This is a genomic window from Amycolatopsis rifamycinica, from assembly GCF_000695625.1.
Classification (GTDB): Bacteria; Actinomycetota; Actinomycetes; order Mycobacteriales; family Pseudonocardiaceae; genus Amycolatopsis; species Amycolatopsis rifamycinica.
Genome location: NZ_JMQI01000068.1, coordinates 90,192 through 107,838, shown reverse-complemented (window position 1 = coordinate 107,838; position 17,647 = coordinate 90,192). Strand labels below are relative to the sequence as shown.

General features: G+C 72.5%; 9 protein-coding genes. 6 read left to right on the top strand and 3 right to left on the bottom strand.

The features are described 5' to 3' along the window. Positions 1–79 precede the first annotated feature (79 nt). Genes DV20_RS33200 through DV20_RS33175 form a run of 6 tightly spaced genes read left to right on the top strand, consistent with a single transcriptional unit; the run spans position 80 to position 14,035 of the window. A complete protein-coding gene (locus DV20_RS33200) occupies positions 80–4,915 on the top strand; it encodes a toxin glutamine deamidase domain-containing protein (protein WP_235191049.1) in 4,836 nt (1,611 codons plus the stop codon). After that, on the top strand, positions 4,915–5,370 hold the full coding sequence (locus DV20_RS33195; RefSeq protein ID WP_043787074.1) for a hypothetical protein: 456 nt from the start codon (positions 4,915–4,917) through the stop codon (positions 5,368–5,370). The genes DV20_RS33200 and DV20_RS33195 overlap by 1 nt, the downstream gene beginning before the upstream one ends. Continuing rightward, positions 5,367–6,782: a TNT domain-containing protein gene (locus DV20_RS33190; RefSeq protein ID WP_235191048.1), complete on the top strand. Its 1,416-nt coding sequence runs from the start codon at positions 5,367–5,369 to the stop codon at positions 6,780–6,782. The genes DV20_RS33195 and DV20_RS33190 overlap by 4 nt, the downstream gene beginning before the upstream one ends. Next, on the top strand, positions 6,783–9,026 hold the full coding sequence (locus tag DV20_RS33185) for an ADP-ribosylglycohydrolase family protein (protein ID WP_043787072.1): 2,244 nt from the start codon (positions 6,783–6,785) through the stop codon (positions 9,024–9,026). Between the two features lie 16 nt (positions 9,027–9,042). Beyond that, positions 9,043–12,093, top strand: coding sequence for an ADP-ribosylglycohydrolase family protein (locus tag DV20_RS33180; RefSeq protein WP_043787071.1), 3,051 nt, complete (start codon positions 9,043–9,045; stop codon positions 12,091–12,093). Between the two features lie 34 nt (positions 12,094–12,127). Continuing rightward, a complete protein-coding gene (locus DV20_RS33175; RefSeq protein ID WP_084093793.1) occupies positions 12,128–14,035 on the top strand; it encodes a TNT domain-containing protein in 1,908 nt (635 codons plus the stop codon). Here DV20_RS33175 and DV20_RS33170 read toward each other — a convergent pair. The 3 genes from DV20_RS33170 to DV20_RS33160 are packed head-to-tail and all read right to left on the bottom strand — an operon-like array spanning position 14,022 to position 17,633. Then, on the bottom strand, positions 14,022–14,873 hold the full coding sequence (locus DV20_RS33170; protein WP_043787067.1) for a class I SAM-dependent methyltransferase: 852 nt from the start codon (positions 14,871–14,873) through the stop codon (positions 14,022–14,024). The two genes, DV20_RS33175 and DV20_RS33170, sit on opposite strands and share 14 nt — an antisense overlap. A 12-nt stretch (positions 14,874–14,885) precedes the next feature. Continuing rightward, positions 14,886–16,193, bottom strand: coding sequence for a sensor histidine kinase (locus tag DV20_RS33165; RefSeq protein ID WP_043787065.1), 1,308 nt, complete (start codon positions 16,191–16,193; stop codon positions 14,886–14,888). A 3-nt stretch (positions 16,194–16,196) separates the two neighbouring features. Continuing rightward, positions 16,197–17,633 (bottom strand): CCA tRNA nucleotidyltransferase, encoded by a 1,437-nt coding sequence (locus tag DV20_RS33160; protein WP_043787063.1) that lies wholly within the window; start codon positions 17,631–17,633, stop codon positions 16,197–16,199. Positions 17,634–17,647 lie beyond the last annotated feature (14 nt).

Below are 17,647 nucleotides of genomic sequence, written 5' to 3'. Positions count from 1 at the left end.
CCCGGAGCCGCCGCGACCGTCCGAACAGCCGACTCCGGCTGCGGAGCCCACGCAGCAGCCGGTGGCCGAGCAGTCGCCGGTGCGCGAGAGGCCGGTCGAGCAGCCGACTCCGGCTGGGGAGCCCACGCAGCAGCCGGCGGCCGAACAGTCGCCGGTGCGCGAGAGGCCGGTCGAACAGCCGACCCCACCTGGGGAGCCCACGCAGCAGCCGGCGGCCGAACAGTCGCCGGTGCGCGAGAGGCCGGCCGAGCAGCGCACGCCTGCACCCACCGAGCAAGCTCCGGCGCAGGAGCCTTCGGCTGAACGGCGAACGCCGACCGACGAACGCCCAGCGGACGAACGCGCCGCTGAGCGGCCGGACCAGAGCACGCCTACGCCCGCCGAACAGACACCGGCACCAGAGCACCCCGCTGAACTGGGCGCACCTGGCAACGAGCGGCCGGCGGACGAAAGCACCACCACCGAGCGCGAGCCTGCACAGGAGGGTCCGGCCGAGGGACCGGACCAGCACGCGCCCGAGCAGAACCGGACCAGCGAACCGACGCAGGAACGCCGCGACGAACAGCCGACGCCCACCGAGAAGCCGCCGACGGACCAAGACCGCCCCGCCGAGCGGTCGGCGAGCGAAAGCACCCCCGAGCGCGAGCCCGCCCAAGACCGCCCCGCCGAACGGCCGGACCAGACGGCCGGGCACCACCAAGCAGACGAACCGGCGCCGGCTCATGAACGGGCGGCGGATGAAAACGCACCCGCCGCCGGGCACGAGGCCGGCCACGACCGCCCGACCGAACAGCCCGGGGACGATCCGAACCCGACCGATGCCGGCGAGGTGCCGGGCGAGGCGGGTGGGACGGCGCGCGAACGCGACTACGGGCAGTCCGACCTCGACGAGCCCTACCTCACCGATCCTGGCTTTCACACCGATGATCCCGCCGGGATCCGGCGGATCGAAGACACCTTCATGGACTCCGGGAAGGCGAGTCACCAGGACGGTGAGTGGCGGCACGAGCAGGTCCACCGCGAAGCGCGGGCGAAGCGCGACGAGTGGCACCCCGGGATGTCCGACGCCGGGGCCGTCGCCGTGCATGCCTACACCCGGACCGAGATGGTCGGGCCGCTCAACCACGCGCTGCGGATGGGGAGTCCCGAACTCGTCCACCTCGCGCCGCAGGCGGCCGCGCTTGTCTCGGGGTTGAACGAGCTGCCGCCGCATGAAGGCGTTGTCTCGCGGCGGGTGGACTTCAAGGGTGATCTGTCGCGGCTGCAGGCCTTCCTCGCGCGCTTCCACGACGGGGCGCACATCACCGAACCGTCGTTCCTGAGCTCCTCCAAGGTCGACGCGCAGCACCCGCGCAGCTCCTTCCCCGGCGAAGTCGAGATGCGGATCCAGTCGAAGACCGGTCGCGACGTCGAAAAGCTGGCCAGCCTCGGACACGAGCGCGAAGTCCTCTTCAAGGCCGGGACGCAGTTCAAGATCACCGGCGTCGAAGAGGGGCCCGGTCACCCCAACCACAAGCCGGAGCCGGTGCGTGGGGAACCGCACTACGTCGTGCACGCCGAAGAGATCGCGCCCGGGGAGCCGGGGCACCTCGGCGAAGCCGACGCGCGCGATGCCATCGAGCAGCGCCGGGCCAGTGAGCGGGCCGACGAGGACCGGTTCCAGCGCGAAGCCGACGAAGAGCTCGCGAAGTTCTACGAAGAGAACCCCAAATACGCGCCGGGCAACGACCTGGCGTCGAAGCTCAACCCCTTCGACGAGCCGGGTGCGGAGCCGCTGCCCGAACGGCGGCCGCCGGCCACCGGGGAGCCGGCGGGGGGCTGGTCGCAGCTCGCCGAGCCGCTCACGCCCGGCGGGCCGCCCGTGCTGCACGCCGGGTCCGTCGAGACGCCGCAGCAGCACGCGCGCCTCCTGCGCGACGCCGTTCCCGAGCTCGGCGGGGTCAACACCCGCAACGCCTACAGCCCGGGCGGCCTCGAGAACGGCTACCGGACCAACGCCGCCGAGTCGATGGTCGCCTTCGAGCGGCGGATGAACGGCGAGGACGTCGTCGCCGGGCCCGCCCGGCAGCAGAGCCTCGCGCAGATCAGCGAACAGCTCGGCGGGCAGTGGAGCAGCCGGGACAGCTTCGACGGCGTTGCCCGCGAGCTCGGCGAACGTCCCGTCGGCGCGCGGACGGCCGTCGCCTTCGAGACGCCCCAGGGGGAGTCGCGGCTGGTCGCGGCCGTCCACACCGAGCACGGCGTGCTGTTCGCCGATCCGGTCACCGGGCGGCTCGCCGAGCTGCCGGCGGACGCCACCGGCATCCACACCCTGCCGCTCGGTGGGGGCGACGCGCCTCAGCACCACGAAGCGCCTCAGCACCACGAAACGCCTCAGCACCACGAAGCGCCCTCGCAGCACGAAGGGATCAGCGACCGGCTCAACCCGCAGCCCGAGCGGGTCCCGCACGACGAGAACTACCTCTTCGACGGCGAGCACCGCGGCACCCCGGCCGACCACGAGAGCATCCGCCGGGCCGTCGGCGACGAGGACATCTACCAGCAGATCCACGACCACGCGCTGGCCAAGCGCGACGCGGCCGGCAACCTCGCCCACCTGACCGACGAAGGCGCCGTCGCGCTGCACGGCTACACCCGCGGCGAATACGCCTACGACGTCAACGAGGCTTTGCGCCGCGGCACCGATCACCCCGGCTTCGACCTCGCGCAGCAGAACACCCGCGCGATCATGGACGGCCTCAACCAGATCGCGCCCGAGTCCGGCGAGACCATCCGCGCCTACGACGTCGGCGGCGACCCGCGGCTGGCCGAGCTGGTCACCAAGCCGTACGAGCCGGGCTCGGTGGTCGTCGAGCCCGCGTTCTCCAGCGCGTCGATCAAGACCGGCGAGTTCTCGACGTCGAAGTTCGGCGACGACATCGAGCTGCACGTCCGCTCGAACAACCTCCGGGACATCTCGAAGCTCGCGGAGAACCCGGGTGAGCGCGAATCGCTGTCGCCGCCGGGCACCCAGCTGCTGATCCACGAGCGGCGGCTGGAGACCGTCGACGGCCGGCGCAAGTGGATCATCGTGGCCGAGGAGATCGGGCCCGGCCACCCGCGCTACCTCGATCCCGAGACCGCGAAGCAGAAGATGGCCGAGCGGCGGGCCGAGAACGAGCACAACGCGCCCGAGTTCGAACGGCGCAAGCAGGCCGCGATCATGGAACGGCTCGGCGGTCTCGGCGAGCCCGAGCACGTCGCCCCGCAGCCGGACCAGCCGTCCGTCCACGACGTCCAGGACGGCCCGGCGGAACCCCCGCCGCCGCCCGTGTCCGTGCACGACTACTCCCGGCTGGCCCGGGCGACGAACCCGCCGTTCGAACCGGCCATCCACGCGGGCGGGACGACGGAGAGCGAGCGCGCGGCCTACGTCCACGACCGGCACCCGCACCTGCGTGACGTCAACCCGGGCTTCCGCGAGCCCGGCGCCTTCGAAAACGGCTACCTGACGAACTGCACGCGCGGTCCCCGGGCCTACATGGACCAGCTGCGCGGTGTCGACACGACGGCCGAGCCGATCCTGCCGCACGAGATGGGCAGCCGCGGCACGCTCGAACACCTCGAGGGCGAGTTCGGGCAGACGTTCTCCGCGCGCGGCAGTTACGACGACGTCATCCGCGAGATGCGCGGGATGCCGGTCGACCACCACGCCGTGGTCGCGGTGAAGTACCCGGGCCCGAACGGCGTCGAGTACGGGCACGTGGCGATGGTCGTGCACACCCGCGAGGGCGTCGCGTTCATCGACCCGCAGTCCGGCGACCTCATGCACCTGCCGCAGCCGGCGAACAGCATCAAGCTGATGCACCTCGGGACGCCGGACGAGGTGCACGTCCAGACCGGGCACGACGCCGGCGACACGCACGGCGGCTACGGCTCGGCGGCACCGCACGACGCCTTCCTGGCCAGGGACGACGTCGCCGCGGCGCTCGACGGGCACGCGGACGCCGACTACATCCGCGCGCACCTGGGAGAGCACCCCGGCTTGGTGCGGGTGCTGTCCGACCCGGCCAACGACTACCTGACGCGCTCGCTGCTGGACAACCCGAAGACACTGGCCAGCCTGCTCCACCATCCCGAGGCGATCCCGATCCTCGAGGACGCGGTTCACGAGGTGAACGAGCGCGGCTACAGCGTCATCGACGACGTCGAGCGGCAGGGGGTCGAGCCGTTCGACCCGACCCCGGAGCAGGCGGAGATTTCCGCGGATGTGGCCCGGATTGCCGACGTGGTGCAGCCTGACGCGCTGCGGCACGGCAGCTTCGACCAAGGCCGGGTCGGCGATCCGGAGTACTGCAGGCAATGGGTCGCGGAAGAGCGCGAGCGCTGGCCCGAGACGCAGGGCACGCTGAACCGCATCACCGAGCGGATTGCCGGCGAGACCGATGGCCATCCGGGGTTCCGGCCGGAGCCGAAGGACAGCGTCCGAGCGTTGGCGAAGATCGAGAAACACGGTTGGGATGGTTCGCTACTGCACGACCTGGTCGGCGCCAAGATCCAGTTCGAGCAAGTGGCGGACTTGTACCGCGCCTTGGACGCGGTACGCCGGGATCCCGAACTGAAGATCGTCGACTTCACGGACCGCCTGGTCGATCCGAAGGAAAGCGGCTACCGGGACTTGCAGCTCAACGTCCGGCTGCCGAACGGGCACGTGGCCGAATTGCGGCTGCACCTGACGCACATCGACGGCGTGGCGTCGTACGAACACGCGCTCTACGAGGTACGCCGCGACTTCGAGACGTTGAGCAGGAAGGAAGGACGCGGGGGCTTCTTCTCGCCGGAGGAGGCAGCTCTCGTCGCCGCGTTGACCGAGCAGGTCCGAGGCCGGTTCGGCGAGGCGTTCCGGCGGGGACTGACATCCGAGGAGAGCGGCTGATGGCCCTTCAAACCCCCAGTTTCTACCGGTACTACGCCCAGACCTACCGGATCGACTCGACGCCCGACGGCGGGTTGCAAGGCACCATCCTCAATCTCCGAACGGGGTTCTTCGAACAGGATGAGGACCGCAGCCACATCCTCGAGCTCATCTGGTCGACCACCGAGTCGAACATCCGCGGTCCGTTCAGCGAAGAGAAATTCATCCGGGAGACCGAGGTCCAGCGGAGCCACTACCTCTCCGGCGACGGCCCGATCTTCGCGCTTTACGAGACGATCAACGGGATCAACGGCACAGCCACCCGGGAGGGACGCAGCCGGACCGAGCAGGAGACCGCGCTGGTCCACGCGCTCCAGAAGCGCACCTTCAAGATGTGGGAAGACGAGGCCGCCCGGATCGCCGCCGGTGAGCCGCCGTCGTTCACGGTGACGAGCCGGTTCAACGCGGGGCAATGATTCACGTGGAACATCGACTTTCGCCCGCCGAGCAGCGCACCCTCCTGGTGCGGCTGGGAAAGCTCGTCCGCGAGCACCGCCTCAACGCCGACGTGCCCGCCGTCGCCGACTTCCGGCAGCTCGGGAAGCACACCGAGACCGCGGGGCACAACACGACCGTGCCGGACGAGGTGGCGGACGTCTTCACCGAGCTGCGGGCCGGCATGTACGCCGAAGGCCGTGGCACCTGGCTGCAGGCGCGGTTCGCGCTGAACCCGGACGGCAGCTTCGACTTCGACTTCGCGCTCGACGACGACCCGATGTGGACCGAGGCCCCCGAGCCGGCCGCCTACCCGGAGGAACTGGCCACGTTCCCGCGGGCCGACGAGCACATCCCCGACTGGTGGCGGCTGCGCGCGCAGCTGCCGCTGGGCGTGGTGTTCCGGCACGCCGACGTCGGGGGCCCGGACGTCGAACGGCCGCCGCTGACCGACACCGAGGTGCCGCTCGTGCTGCAGTACCTCGAGCGGGAGGCCGTCGTGCACGAAGACGGAGACGCGCGCTTCCACACCGACGGCACCTGGATCTGGTCCGACGCCGTGCCGCTCCTGCTCGCGGAGCACGGCGTGCCGCCCGAGCCGGAGCTCGTCGCGCACATCCGCCGCCACCACTTCCAGCCGCCGTACGTCGAGCCGCTGGTCCGGCGGACCGCCGAGGCGGACCTGCTGGGCCAGCCGCGGCCGAAGCCGTCCCGCGCGGACGTGAAGAAGACGGCCGGGGACGTCGTCGCCGAGCTGGAGACCACGCCGGACCCGCAGCTCGGCGACGAAGAGCTGCTGATCGTGCTGGTGCAGCGGCTCGGCGAGCACGGGGTGTGGCCCGAGGCCTACCGGGTCGGCGAGCGCGCGGACGGCGCCTGGTGCCTCAACTACACCCCCGACGGCTGGGAAGTCGCCGCGCACGCCGGCGGGAAACCCCGCGCGCCGAAGTACTTCGCCCGGCTCGAAGACGCCGCGCAGCAGCTGCTGGGCGCGTTGCTGCTGCACCCCGCCCGGATGACCGCCGGGCACGAAACACCGCGGGAAACCGCGAGGGAGCTCGACGACTGGCCGGTGCACCCGGCGCCGGGTGAGCCTCCCCTCACCCTGCTCCGCAACAAGCGCATCACCCGGCTGGTGGCGGGTACGGTCGTTCTGCGCTTCGGCGAGGAACCCGGCAATCTCGTTCACCACGGCGAGGTACGGTTCGCCACGACGTCGCTGCCGCTCGAACGGGAGCGGGTGCGACGGAGCTACCGGCTCAGACGCCCCCTGCACGTGATCACCGGCATCACGGTTCCGTGGGCGAACCTGCCGGGTGGCGCGGTGGCCTTCGTGCTGCCGAAGACGATCGCCGAGCACGAGTCCGACGGAAGCCTGGAGAGGATCGAGTAGGTGGAAGCGGCGGAAGCGATTGCCAAGGTCGGTCAGTGGCTGCGCGCGGTGCACGGCCCGGACGTCTCCGGCCCCGCGGGCTTGCGGGTGGACACCGAGAAGGTCCTGCGCATCCCCGAGGGCTGGTCGGTGCCCTACAACACCATCGCGTTCCTCGACGAGGGCCGGCCGGAGAAGGAGATCTTCCCGCCGCCGTCGGTCGTCGTCCGCGAGCCGGACGGCGAGCTGCGGCAGGCGCACCCGCACCCCGGCGGGCTGTCGGTGCCGGTGGCGTTCCCCGGCCAGGAGAACTGGCGCGAGGTCGTCGACCCCGAGTACGTCAAGGCCGGGCTCGGCGAGCTGGGCGTGCCGCTGCAGGCCGTCGCGGGCTGGGTGAAGGTCGACGCCGAGGGCAACCAGACCGGCGAAGAGCGGGAGAACCCCGAGTACAAGGCCGGGCCGATCCGCCGCGGCTACCCGAAGCCGGAGAACACCCTGGAGACGCTGCTGTCGTTCGGCAGCGTCGGCTGGCTGACCCGGGAACTGCTGCTCATCGGGCTGATCCGGTGCGAGGTGTACGTCCCGCTCGACCTGGAGACCGGCAAGACCGACCGGTTCTACTTCGCCGAGGAGCGCAACGAGCTCAAGGTGTTCAGCTCGACCCGGCACCTGCCCTGGCGCGAGCACGGCTGGTGGAAGGTCGACGTCGCGACGCTGGCCGAGTTCGAGCACCCGCCGAACCTGGTGATCAACGGCGGCCCGACGACCATCGAAGACGTCTCCAGCGGCGAGCTCGCGGAGATCGTCAAGCGGTTCCCGCGGCACGAGCCGCGCATCGACGTGCACGGCCGCTGCCCGGAGGCGGAGGAGGACCTGATCCGGGTCGCCGCCGAGACCGCGGCCCGGATGGGCCTGCCGGATCCGGTGAAGCCGCCGCTCGTGGCGGCCGAAAAGGCCCGGCGGCGCGGCTTCGAGCTGACGGCCGAGGAGTGCGCGAAGACCATCCTCGGCGAGTCCTGGCTGAAGCGGCTGAGCATGCCGGAGCCGCCGCGCAGCAAGCCCAACGACCTGCGCGCGAACGGCTTGGCGCCGGCGTATGACAACTCCGGCCGCCCGGTGCCGCGGCTCGACACGTTCGGCAAGTACTTCGAGCGGGACCTCGACGGCTTCCGCTACGGCTGGCAGCGCGTCACGGGCGCGTACGTCGGCTTCGCGCTCGGAGAGGCGCTTGGCGCGGCCGTCGACCGGATGATGCTGCACGACATCCACGCGAAGTTCGGCATCGAGGGCATCACCGACCTGATCCCGGCGTTCGACCAGCCGGGCCGGATCGGCTCGCTGACGCAGCGGCTGCTCTTCTACACCGAGGCCGTGATCCGCAGCCCGCACCGCGAGCAGCCGGAGTCCCGCGAAGCCGAGCAGCTGTTCCCGGACGTCGTGCGCGGGGCGCTGCAGCGCTGGCTGCGCACCCAGGGCGCGCCCATGGACGCGCCCGACGGCTGGCTCGTGCAGGTCCCGGACCTGCACGCCCGGCGCGACATCGACGACGCCGAGCTCAACGCCTACCACCAGCTCGCGACCGGGGTCACCGGCGCGCCGGCGATGACCGGCCCGGCCGCGCTGATCCCCGCGCTGCCCGCCGCGCTGACCATGGCCGGGCCCGGCAGCGGGTTCAGCGGCGGGGCGCGGCAGGCCGTGCGCGAACTGGCCGGCGTCACGCACCCCGACGAGACCGACCTGACCGCCGCGACCTACCTGACCTGGCTGTTCGAGCACGCGCTGACGAAGGACGCGTTCAGCTTCCCGATCTGGAACACCAGCCGCGAGGTGCTCAACCCGGACAGCCAGTTCCAGCAGGGCCCGGAGTGGACGGCGATCGGGGACATGGTCGCCGAGTCGGTGCCGTTCTTCGGCGAGCACGGGCTGCCCGATCTGCGGATGCCAGAGCTCATCGGCGACGGCAAGACGACGCTGTCGGTGCTCGGACGCGCCTTCGCGGCGTTGTCGGGCTTCGAGAACTACCCGGAGCAGGCGCTGCTTCGCGCCGTCAACCACTCCGGCCGCAGCGCGCTGACCGGGGCGATCGCCGGGGCCCTGCTCGGCGCGCGCACCGGGATCCCCGGGCTGCCGCAGAAGTGGGTCGACCAGCTGGAACTGCGGTACGTGGTCGAGAACGTGGCTTCGGACGCCTACTGGCACTTCGACCGGCGCTCGGCGCTGAGCGCGCTCGGGGACGTCTGGATCGAGCGGTACCCGCGGCATTAGCGCGAGGATGGGGAGAATGGACGAAGAGGAAGCCGTCGCGCGCGTGCGGGAGTGGTTGCGCACGCGGCCCGGCGGCGACCGGCTGCGCATCCGGCCGGAGTTCACCGCGCGCCGCCCGGACGGCTGGAGCTTCACGGTCAACGCGGCCGGCTACCTGGACGGCACCGACATCGGCGCGGGACTGTTCCCCAGCCCGGTGGTCTTCGTGCCGGACGACGGCGAAATCCGGTTCGACCAGGCGGCGATGGCGAGCACCCCCGCCGAGGCCGAGTGGCGGCCGGACGTCGACCCCGAGTTCGACGAGAAGGCGTTCCCCGAGCTGGACCTCCCGGTGCGCACCGTCCGCGGCTGGACCCGGGCGAACGGCGAGTACCGCGTCAACGAGCAGTACACGCCGGGTCCGGTCTGGCGCGGGTTCCCGGTGCCGTCGACCGACGCCGAGAAGCTGCTGAACTACCTGGCCGCGAACTGGATCGGCCGAGCCGAGTTCGCCCGTGCCCTGCTGGACTGCGACGTGCTGGTCCCGCTGCCGGACGGCAAGCCCCTGCTGCGGCCGGTCCCCGGCAAGGGCGAGCGCGAGGTCATCGCCTACAGCTCGTCGGCGAAGGTGCCCGGACGCTACCCCCGCCGCTGGCGGGTGCCGGTCCGCGAGCTCCCGCCGTCGACGGGACTGACGCTCGACCCCGGCACCGGGCTGGTCCGCAGCCTCACCGCCGCCGAGCTCGCCGCGGTCCGCGGGGACGCGACCGACCCCCGGCCCCCGGTCGAGGAGCCCGCCCCGGAAGCCGGGCCCGAGGTCGCCGCCGCACTGCCCGCGCTGGTCGAGGAGTTCGGCGTCGAGCCGCCCGACCTGCTGGAACGGCACCTGCGCTACGCCCTGGACCACGCGCGTGACCAGCACTTCGAGCTGACGCCCGGCGAATGCGTCCGCTACCTGCGCGGGTTCGCCTGGCAGTACCGCAACGGCGTCCGACGCCGGGCCGGCCAGGAGTCGGAATGGCCCGCCGACCTGGGCGCGAACGGGCTGATCGCGCACGTGGACGAGGACGCGCGGCCGCGGCCGGTGCCGTGGACGTTCGGGAAGTTCTCCGCCTTCGGGACACCGGCCGACCGCTTCGCGTGGCACCGGATCGTCGGCGCGTACGTCGGCTTCGCGATCGGCGACGCTCTCGGTGGCGGCGCGGACCCGGCCGGCCCGCTGCCGTTGGGCGGCCTGACGCGGCACCTGCTCTTCCACACCGACATCGTGCTGCGCGGCCTGCCGCCGGTCCCGACCGGCGAAGTCCCGGCGACCCTGCCCGAGCCGGACCCGGTCGGCTGGCTCGCCGTCGCGACCCGGCACGCGGGCCCGGCGCCCGCCGAGTTCTCCGCGCTGCTGGCCACCGCCTTGGCCGCGACCCCGGCCGGCGCCGTCGCCCTGGCGGACGTCGACGGCGAGCAGTACGCGAAGGACGTCGCCCGCGAGCTGACCGGCAGCGCGGCCGGCGCCGAGGTCACCGAGGGCGTCGAACTGCTGGTTTCCCTGTTCCAGGCCCTGCTGACGCGGGAGCCGTTCGCCCTTCCGGTGCACGTCCGGCTGCACGAGGTGGGCGGTGACCTGGCGGCGTCGACGCTGGCGCTGCGCGCGGACCGCGACGCCGACGACGTGTCGCAGCTGGAAAGCATCGGCGACGGCCGGAGCGTCCGGTCGGTGCTCGCCCGCGCGCTGTTCGCCGCGGCCAAGCGCGGTTACGACCCGGAAGCCGCGATCACGCTCGCCGCGCGGTCCGGTCCGGTGGCCGGGGCGATCGCCGGGGCGCTGGTCGGCGCCCGGGCCGGCGTGCCCGGCCTGCCCTGGGCGACCAGGCTGCCCGACCTCGGTCTGCTCGAGGACGTCGCGAGCGACGTCTTCTGGTACTTCAACCGCAACGGCCTCCAGACGGAGGCCGCGGAACACGCCCGCTGGGAGCGCCGGTACCCGAGCGGCCGGTTCACCCCGGAACCGAAGGGACCGAACTTGCGATCGCGACTGCGGGGCAGCCTGCTGGCCGGGGCGATCGGCGACGCGCTCGGCGCGAAGACGGAATTCGACTCGATCGACCGGATCCGCGAGATCGCCGGGCCGGACGGCATCACCGACTTCATCCCCGCGTACGGCGGCGTCGGCCGGATCACCGACGACACGCAGATGACGCTCTTCACGCTCGAAGCGCTGATCAGGGCGCACGCCCAGCGGCGGAAGACCGGCTCCGCGGACGTCGTCCACTCGCTGCAGATGGCCTACCAGCGCTGGCTGCACACCCAGGGCGTCACGTGGGACCGGGCCCGTGGGCCGCAGTCGGCGGTCGAGGCGGCCGACGGCTGGCTGATCACCCACCAGGAGCTGTTCAGCCGGCGCGCGCCGGGGTTGACCTGCTTCGGCGAGCTGGAGGCGTACGGCCGCTCGGGCGTCCGGGGCACCATCGACCGCCCGGTGAACAACTCGAAGGGCTGCGGCGGCGTGATGCGCGCGGCGCCGATCGCGCTGTGGTCGGACGACCTCGCCGAGGTGTTCCGGCTCGGGGCCGAGAGCGCGGCGCTGACCCACGGTCACCCGAGCGGGTACCTGTCGTCCGGGTGCTTCGCGGTGATCGTGCACGAGCTGCTGCACGGAAAGTCGCTGCTCGACGCGGTCGCGACCGCGCGGGCCGAGCTCGTGAAGCACCCGGGGCACGAGGAGCAGAGCGCGGCGCTCGACGCAGCCTTGGCGCTTGAGGGGCCGCCGACGCCGGAGAAGCTCGAGTCGCTGGGCCAGGGCAATGTCGGCGAGACGGCGCTGTCCATGTCGGTGTACGTCGCGCTGACCACCACGGACGCCGATTCGGCGTTGCTCGCGGCGGTCAACCACAGCGGCGACAGCGACTCGACCGGTTCGGTCTGCGGCAACCTCGTCGGTGCGATGTACGGCGAGGAAGCCCTGCGGCGAAGCTGGCTCGACCAGCTGGAACTCCGCGAAGTCATCGTCGGCCTGGCGGACGACGCGCTCGCCGAGTTCGGCCCGGACGCGCCGGGCGACGACCGGTGGTTCGCTCGGTACCCGGTCGACTAGGTTCTTGTTCCACGGGGGGACGGGGAGGACAAACGTGCGTTACCGGGTTGAGGTGGCCGAACGCCCGGACGGCCTGTACGCGACATGGGGCGAGGGGACCTTCCGCGCGCAGCGGTCGACCACGGACGGCACCGTGCTGCTGTCCGTGCTGCCCGAGGAAGAAGCGCCGGAGGGCTTCGACAAGGAGTTCGACGGCCGTCCGGCGAAGGTCGTCTCGGCGAGCGAGGTGCCGTCGACGTTCACGCTGCGGACCTTCGCCGAGTACGACGGCGAGATCTTCGAGGTCGCGCAGGGCGACCGGCCGGAGCTGACCCTGCGCTGGGTCCGCGACGACGCCGCCCGCGCCGCGCAGCTGGGCCTGACCGACTTCTCGGTCACCGTGCCGGCCAAGCAGGTCACGGCGCTGTGGCAGACGCGGCTGGACTTCACCGAGACGCCCGAGGCGCGGCCACAGCCGGGCACCGGCGACCAGAACGCGCTGCTGCGCGCCATCGGCCGGACCCTGCTGCACACCGTGCCGGGCGGCTGGTCCCGGGTCGGCGCCCAGTTCCGGCAGGTCGGGGACTACGCCGAGATCGAGGTCCGCGCGGTCGGCGACGAGGACGGCCCGGTGTCGGTCTCGCTCCCCGCGGCGCCGCGGCTCGGCGGGCTCTTCGCGCGGCTGCGGGCGGCGATGTACCAGGCCGAGGCGGGCACGTGGTTCCAGGGCACGTTCACCCTGGACGCGCAGTCGCAGTTCGACTTCGACTTCGACGCCGACCGCGAGCCGGACTGGCGGGTGCCGCCCAACGACGGTGGCCGCCCGTCGACCGCGGCCTACGAGCTGGAGCTGGCGACCTTCCCCCGGACGCCGAAGCACCTGCCGGCGTGGCTGACCGCGAAGGCCGGGCTGCCGCTGGACATCGTGTTCCGGAGCGCGCGGGTCGCCGACTCGCACGTCGAGGGCGAGCGCCCGGTGGTCAACCGGCCACCGGTGCCGCCGGACCAGGTCCGCGGCGTGCTCGACTACCTGTTCCGGGCGCCGGTCGCGCTGCACCGGCCCGCGCCGCTGCCGGACATCTTCGGCGGGCCGGGCGCCAAGCCGGACGTGCCGAACGCCTTCCACACCGACGGCACCTGGATCTGGCCCGCCGCCGTGCCGCACTACCTGCGCAAGTACGGGGTGCCGCCGGAGCCGGAGCTGGTCGAGCACATCCGGGCGGCCGGCTTCCGGCCGCCGTTCGTCGGGGAGCTGGTCCGCGCGACGGCGGAGGCGGAGATCCTCGGCCAGCCGCGGCCGCCGCAGACGGCCGCCGACCTGCCGGACGAGCGCGCGCTCACCCGCGTCGCCCGTGGCGAGCAGGTCCGGAACCTGCGTGGCGCGGAGACGCTGGAGCTGCTCCAGCAACGGCTCGCCGAGCACGGCGTGCCGCCCGCGGCCTACCGGATCGGCGCCAACGAGATACCGGCCGAAGGCGTCTGGACGCTGCGCCGCGCCGAGAACGGCTGGGAGGTCTCGCGGCCGCCGTCCGACGAACCGGTGGCGTTCGGCTCGCTCGGCGACGCGGCCCGGTTCCTGCTCGGCGTGCTGCTGATGCTGCCGCCGCGGCCGGCGGAGGAGTCCGACCAGCCCGCCGACTGGCCGATCCTGCCGATGCGCGGCGAGCCGCCGTTGAACTTCTACCGGGGCAAGCGCCTGATCACGCTGCCGCCGGGCACCACGGTCGTCCGGTTCGGCAACGAGACCGGCAACCTGGTGCACGAGGGCGGCTCGCGGTTCGTCGACACGGCCCTGGCGTTCGAGCGCGAGCGCGACAAGCGGCGCTACCGGGTGCAGCGGGCGATCCGCGTGCTGACCGGCGTGGCGGCGCCGTGGGGCGGGATGCCGGGCGGCGCGGTCGCCTACCTGCTGCCCCGGCCGCTGGCCCAGCACCTCGAGACGGGCTCGCTCAGCAGGCAGTGATCAGGACGGCGGGCGACCACCAGTAGTCGGCGAGCGGGGAGACGCCGACGTCGGTGAAGCCCGCCGTCGTCAGCTGCTCGGCCCAGGCCGCGGCCGGGTGCTCCCAGTTCGTCCGCTGCTGCCCGGAGACGATCCCGAGCAGCACCGGCAGCAGGAAGCCCTGGGCGACGAGCGAGGCGTCTTCGCCGTACTCGGCCACGCCCCGTTCGTAGCGCTCGACGAGCGATCGGAGGTGCTCCGGCGAGCCTTCTTCGAACTCGGGGACGTCGAACTCGGCGATCACCAGCGTCCCGGTGCGCGGCTGGAGCGTGCGCAGCACCTCGGCGCGCTGCTCCGGCTCGATGGACTGCAGGGCGAACGTCGACTGGACGAAGTCCCAGCCGAGGTCGTCGCGGGCCAGGAAGTCCTGGGCGGTCGACTGCCAGCACTGGGCCGACGGCACCCGCTCGTGGACGCCTTCGAGCAGCGCGGCCGACGGTTCGACCAGGTCGATCCGCGGCGGGAGGTGCGACGCCTGGTCCAGGGCGGGCACCACGGCGAGGCCGTCACCGCAGCCGAGGTCGAGCAGCGACTCCGGCTTCGCGCTGTCGTACCGCGCGGCCAGCTCGGCGCTCAGCGCCCGGTACAGCTCGACGTTGCCGCCGCCGCGGATGAACGCGGTGAACGCGCTCGGCTGGTCGTACACCGGCGCCGAGCCGTCCCCGGCCAGGTAGGCCCGCAGTTCGTCCGCCAGCGTGGAGCCGGCGCGCCCGGCCTGGGCGGCGAGTTCGGCGGCTTGGTCGCGGTCACCGGCGCGGTAGGCGGCGAGGGCGTCGGTGAGCGGCTCGATCGAGGTCATGGTCAGGAGATATCAGAACGGGACCCACAACGTCACCCGCGTGCCGCCCCCGGCGAGTCCCGACTCGACCAGCGACGTCCCGCCGACCTCCGCCAGCCGCGCGGTGATGGACTCGCTGATCCCGAACCCGGCCGGGTGATCGGCCTTGTCGAACCCGCTGCCGTGGTCGCGGGTGATCACCGCGATGCCGCCGTCGCGCTCTTCGACGCGGACCACCACCCGGTCGGTCCCCGAGTGCTTCATCGTGTTCCGCATCGCCTCGCGGACGGCGTCGCGGATGGCGATCTGGCGGACCTCCGACAGCGTGTCGTCGTCCAGCTCGGCCACCACGAGCTGGGCGCGCAGGCCGTCGCGGGCCATTTCGGCGGCGAGCGCGGCGAGCTTCTCGCCCAGCGGCCGCGCGCCGGCCTCGGCCCCCTCGGACGCCGCCGTCTCGATCGTGTGCCGGATCTCCATCGCCTGGGCCCGGGCCAGCCGCTGGATCTCGACCAGGCGCTCTTCGGGGTCGCCGGGGCCGGACAGCGCCATCGCCTCCAGCGTCTGCAGCACGGTGTCGTGCAGCCTCCGGTGCTGCTGGGCGCGCTCGGCCAGCCGGCCGTTGCGGGTGCCGTAGGCCAGCGCCAGGCGCGTGCCCAGGCCGGTCAGCACCAGCGCGGCGGTGGCCAGGAACAGCTCCGCGAGCAGGACGGAGTACGTCGAGAACGCGGCCGCGACCAGGAAGCCGCCGGTGTTCAGCCAGTTCGCCAGCATTCGCAGCGGGAAGCCGATCAGGCCGAACACCACGCCGCTCGGCAGGCCCAGCGCGAGCGTCAGCAGGCCGATCTCGCCGTAGAGGTGGACGCTGGTGACCGCGAGCGCGTCGAAGTACGCCGGCGTCGGCACGGTCGCCGCGATGACCAGCGGCGAGAGCACGGTGAAGGCCAGGTCGACGGCCAGCAGCTTCCCGGCGTTCCGGCCGCTGAACGGCGCCGAGCGGAACATCCAGCGGAAGCCGGCCACGTTCAGCGCCACCGACAGCAGGGTGAACACGGCGACCGGCAGCAGCCCGGTCGCGCCGTGCTGGAGGACGTAGACGCCGAACTGGCCCGGCACCGCGAGCAGCCGGTAGGCCAGCGGGATGAGCACGACGTACCGGGTCGCCCGCAGCAGCAGCCCGTCGCGCTCGGTGGGGTCGATCGGGCCCGACATCCGCGAGATGCGTCGCAGCGCGTGCATCGGGGCCGGGTCGGCGATCTCGTCCGGCAGCTCACTCGTGGCGGTGGCGATCGCGGGGGCGCCGCGCCTCAGCAGCGCCACCAGGAAGCTGCCCCCGCCCGCCACGGCTCACGCGTCCCCGACGCCGTTTTCCGCGGCCCACTTCTTCAGCTCGGCGACCGCTTCGTCGTGCTCCAGCGGCCCCCGGTCCAGGCGCAGCTCCTTGAGGAACTTCCACGCCTTCCCCACGTCCGGCCCCGGCTTGAGGCCGAGCAGCTCCATGATCTGCTCGCCGTTGAGGTCCGGCCGCACGCGGTCGAGGTCCTCCTTGGCCTTGAGCGCGGCGATCCGGGCTTCGAGGTCGTCGTAGGTCGCCTGCAGCGCCGCGGCCTTCCGGCGGTTGCGGGTGGTGCAGTCGGCGCGGACCAGCTTGTGCAGCCGGGTCAGCAAGGGCCCGGCGTCGGTGACGTACCGGCGCACCGCCGAATCCGTCCACTCACCCTTGCCGTACCCGTGGAACCGCAGGTGGAGGAACACGAGCTGGGAGACGTCGTCAACGATCTCCTTCGAGAACTTCAGCGCCCGCAAACGTTTGCGGGCCATCCGCGCGCCGACCACCTCGTGGTGGTGGAAGCTGACGCCGCCGCCCGGCTGGAACTCCCGCGTCGCCGGCTTGCCGACGTCGTGCAGCAGTGCCGCCAGCCGGAGGACCAGATCGGGCCCGGACGTCGGTTCGTGGGTCTTCTCCAGGTCGATCGCCTGGGCGAGCACGGTGAGCGAGTGCTGGTAGACGTCCTTGTGCTGGTGGTGCTCGTCGATCGCCAGCCGCATGCCGGACACCTCGGGCACCACGCGATCGGCCAGGCCGGTGCCGACCAGCAGCTCCAGCCCTGGCCGCGGGTCGTCGGCCAGCAGCAGCTTCGACAGCTCCGCCTGCACCCGCTCGGCGGTGATCCGGTCGATCTCTTCGGCCATCGACGTCATCGCGTCGACCACGCGCGGCGCGGCGGTGAAGCCCAGCTGCGCGGCGAAGCGGGCGGCCCGCAGCATCCGCAGCGGGTCGTCGGCGAACGACTCCTGCGGCGTCGCCGGGGTGTCCAGGACCTTTTCCCGGAGCGCGCTCAGCCCGTCGTGCGGGTCGATGAACGTCTTGGACGCCAGCTCGACGGCCATCGCGTTGACCGTGAAGTCGCGGCGCAGCAGGTCACCCTCGATGCTGTCGCCGAAGGTGACCTCGGGATTGCGGCCGACGCGGTCGTAGCTGTCGGCGCGGAACGTCGTGATCTCGAGCTGCGTGCCCTTCTTCGTCACGCCGACCGTGCCGAAGGCGATCCCGACGTCCCAGACCGCGTCGCCCCAGCCGCTGACGATCTTCAGCACCCGGTCGGGCCGGGCGTCGGTGGTGAAGTCGAGATCTTCGGAGCGGCGGCCGAGCAGCGCGTCGCGCACGCTGCCGCCCACGAGGTACAGCCGGTGCCCCGCCCTGGCGAACCGTTCCGCCAGTTCCTCCGCCAGTGGGGAGACCCGCATCAGCTCCACCACCTGCTCCTCGACCACGTCGTTCACGAAAATCCCACTAC

Bases quoted from the DNA above. Each gene is read 5' to 3' on its own strand.
- DV20_RS33195 (WP_043787074.1), top strand. From the start codon at position 4,915: ATGGCCCTTCAAACCCCCAGTTTCTACCGGTACTACGCCCAGACCTAC.
- DV20_RS33190 (WP_235191048.1), top strand. From the start codon at position 5,367: ATGATTCACGTGGAACATCGACTTTCGCCCGCCGAGCAGCGCACCCTC.
- DV20_RS33180 (WP_043787071.1), top strand. From the start codon at position 9,043: ATGGACGAAGAGGAAGCCGTCGCGCGCGTGCGGGAGTGGTTGCGCACG.
- DV20_RS33170 (WP_043787067.1), bottom strand. From the start codon at position 14,873: ATGACCTCGATCGAGCCGCTCACCGACGCCCTCGCCGCCTACCGCGCC.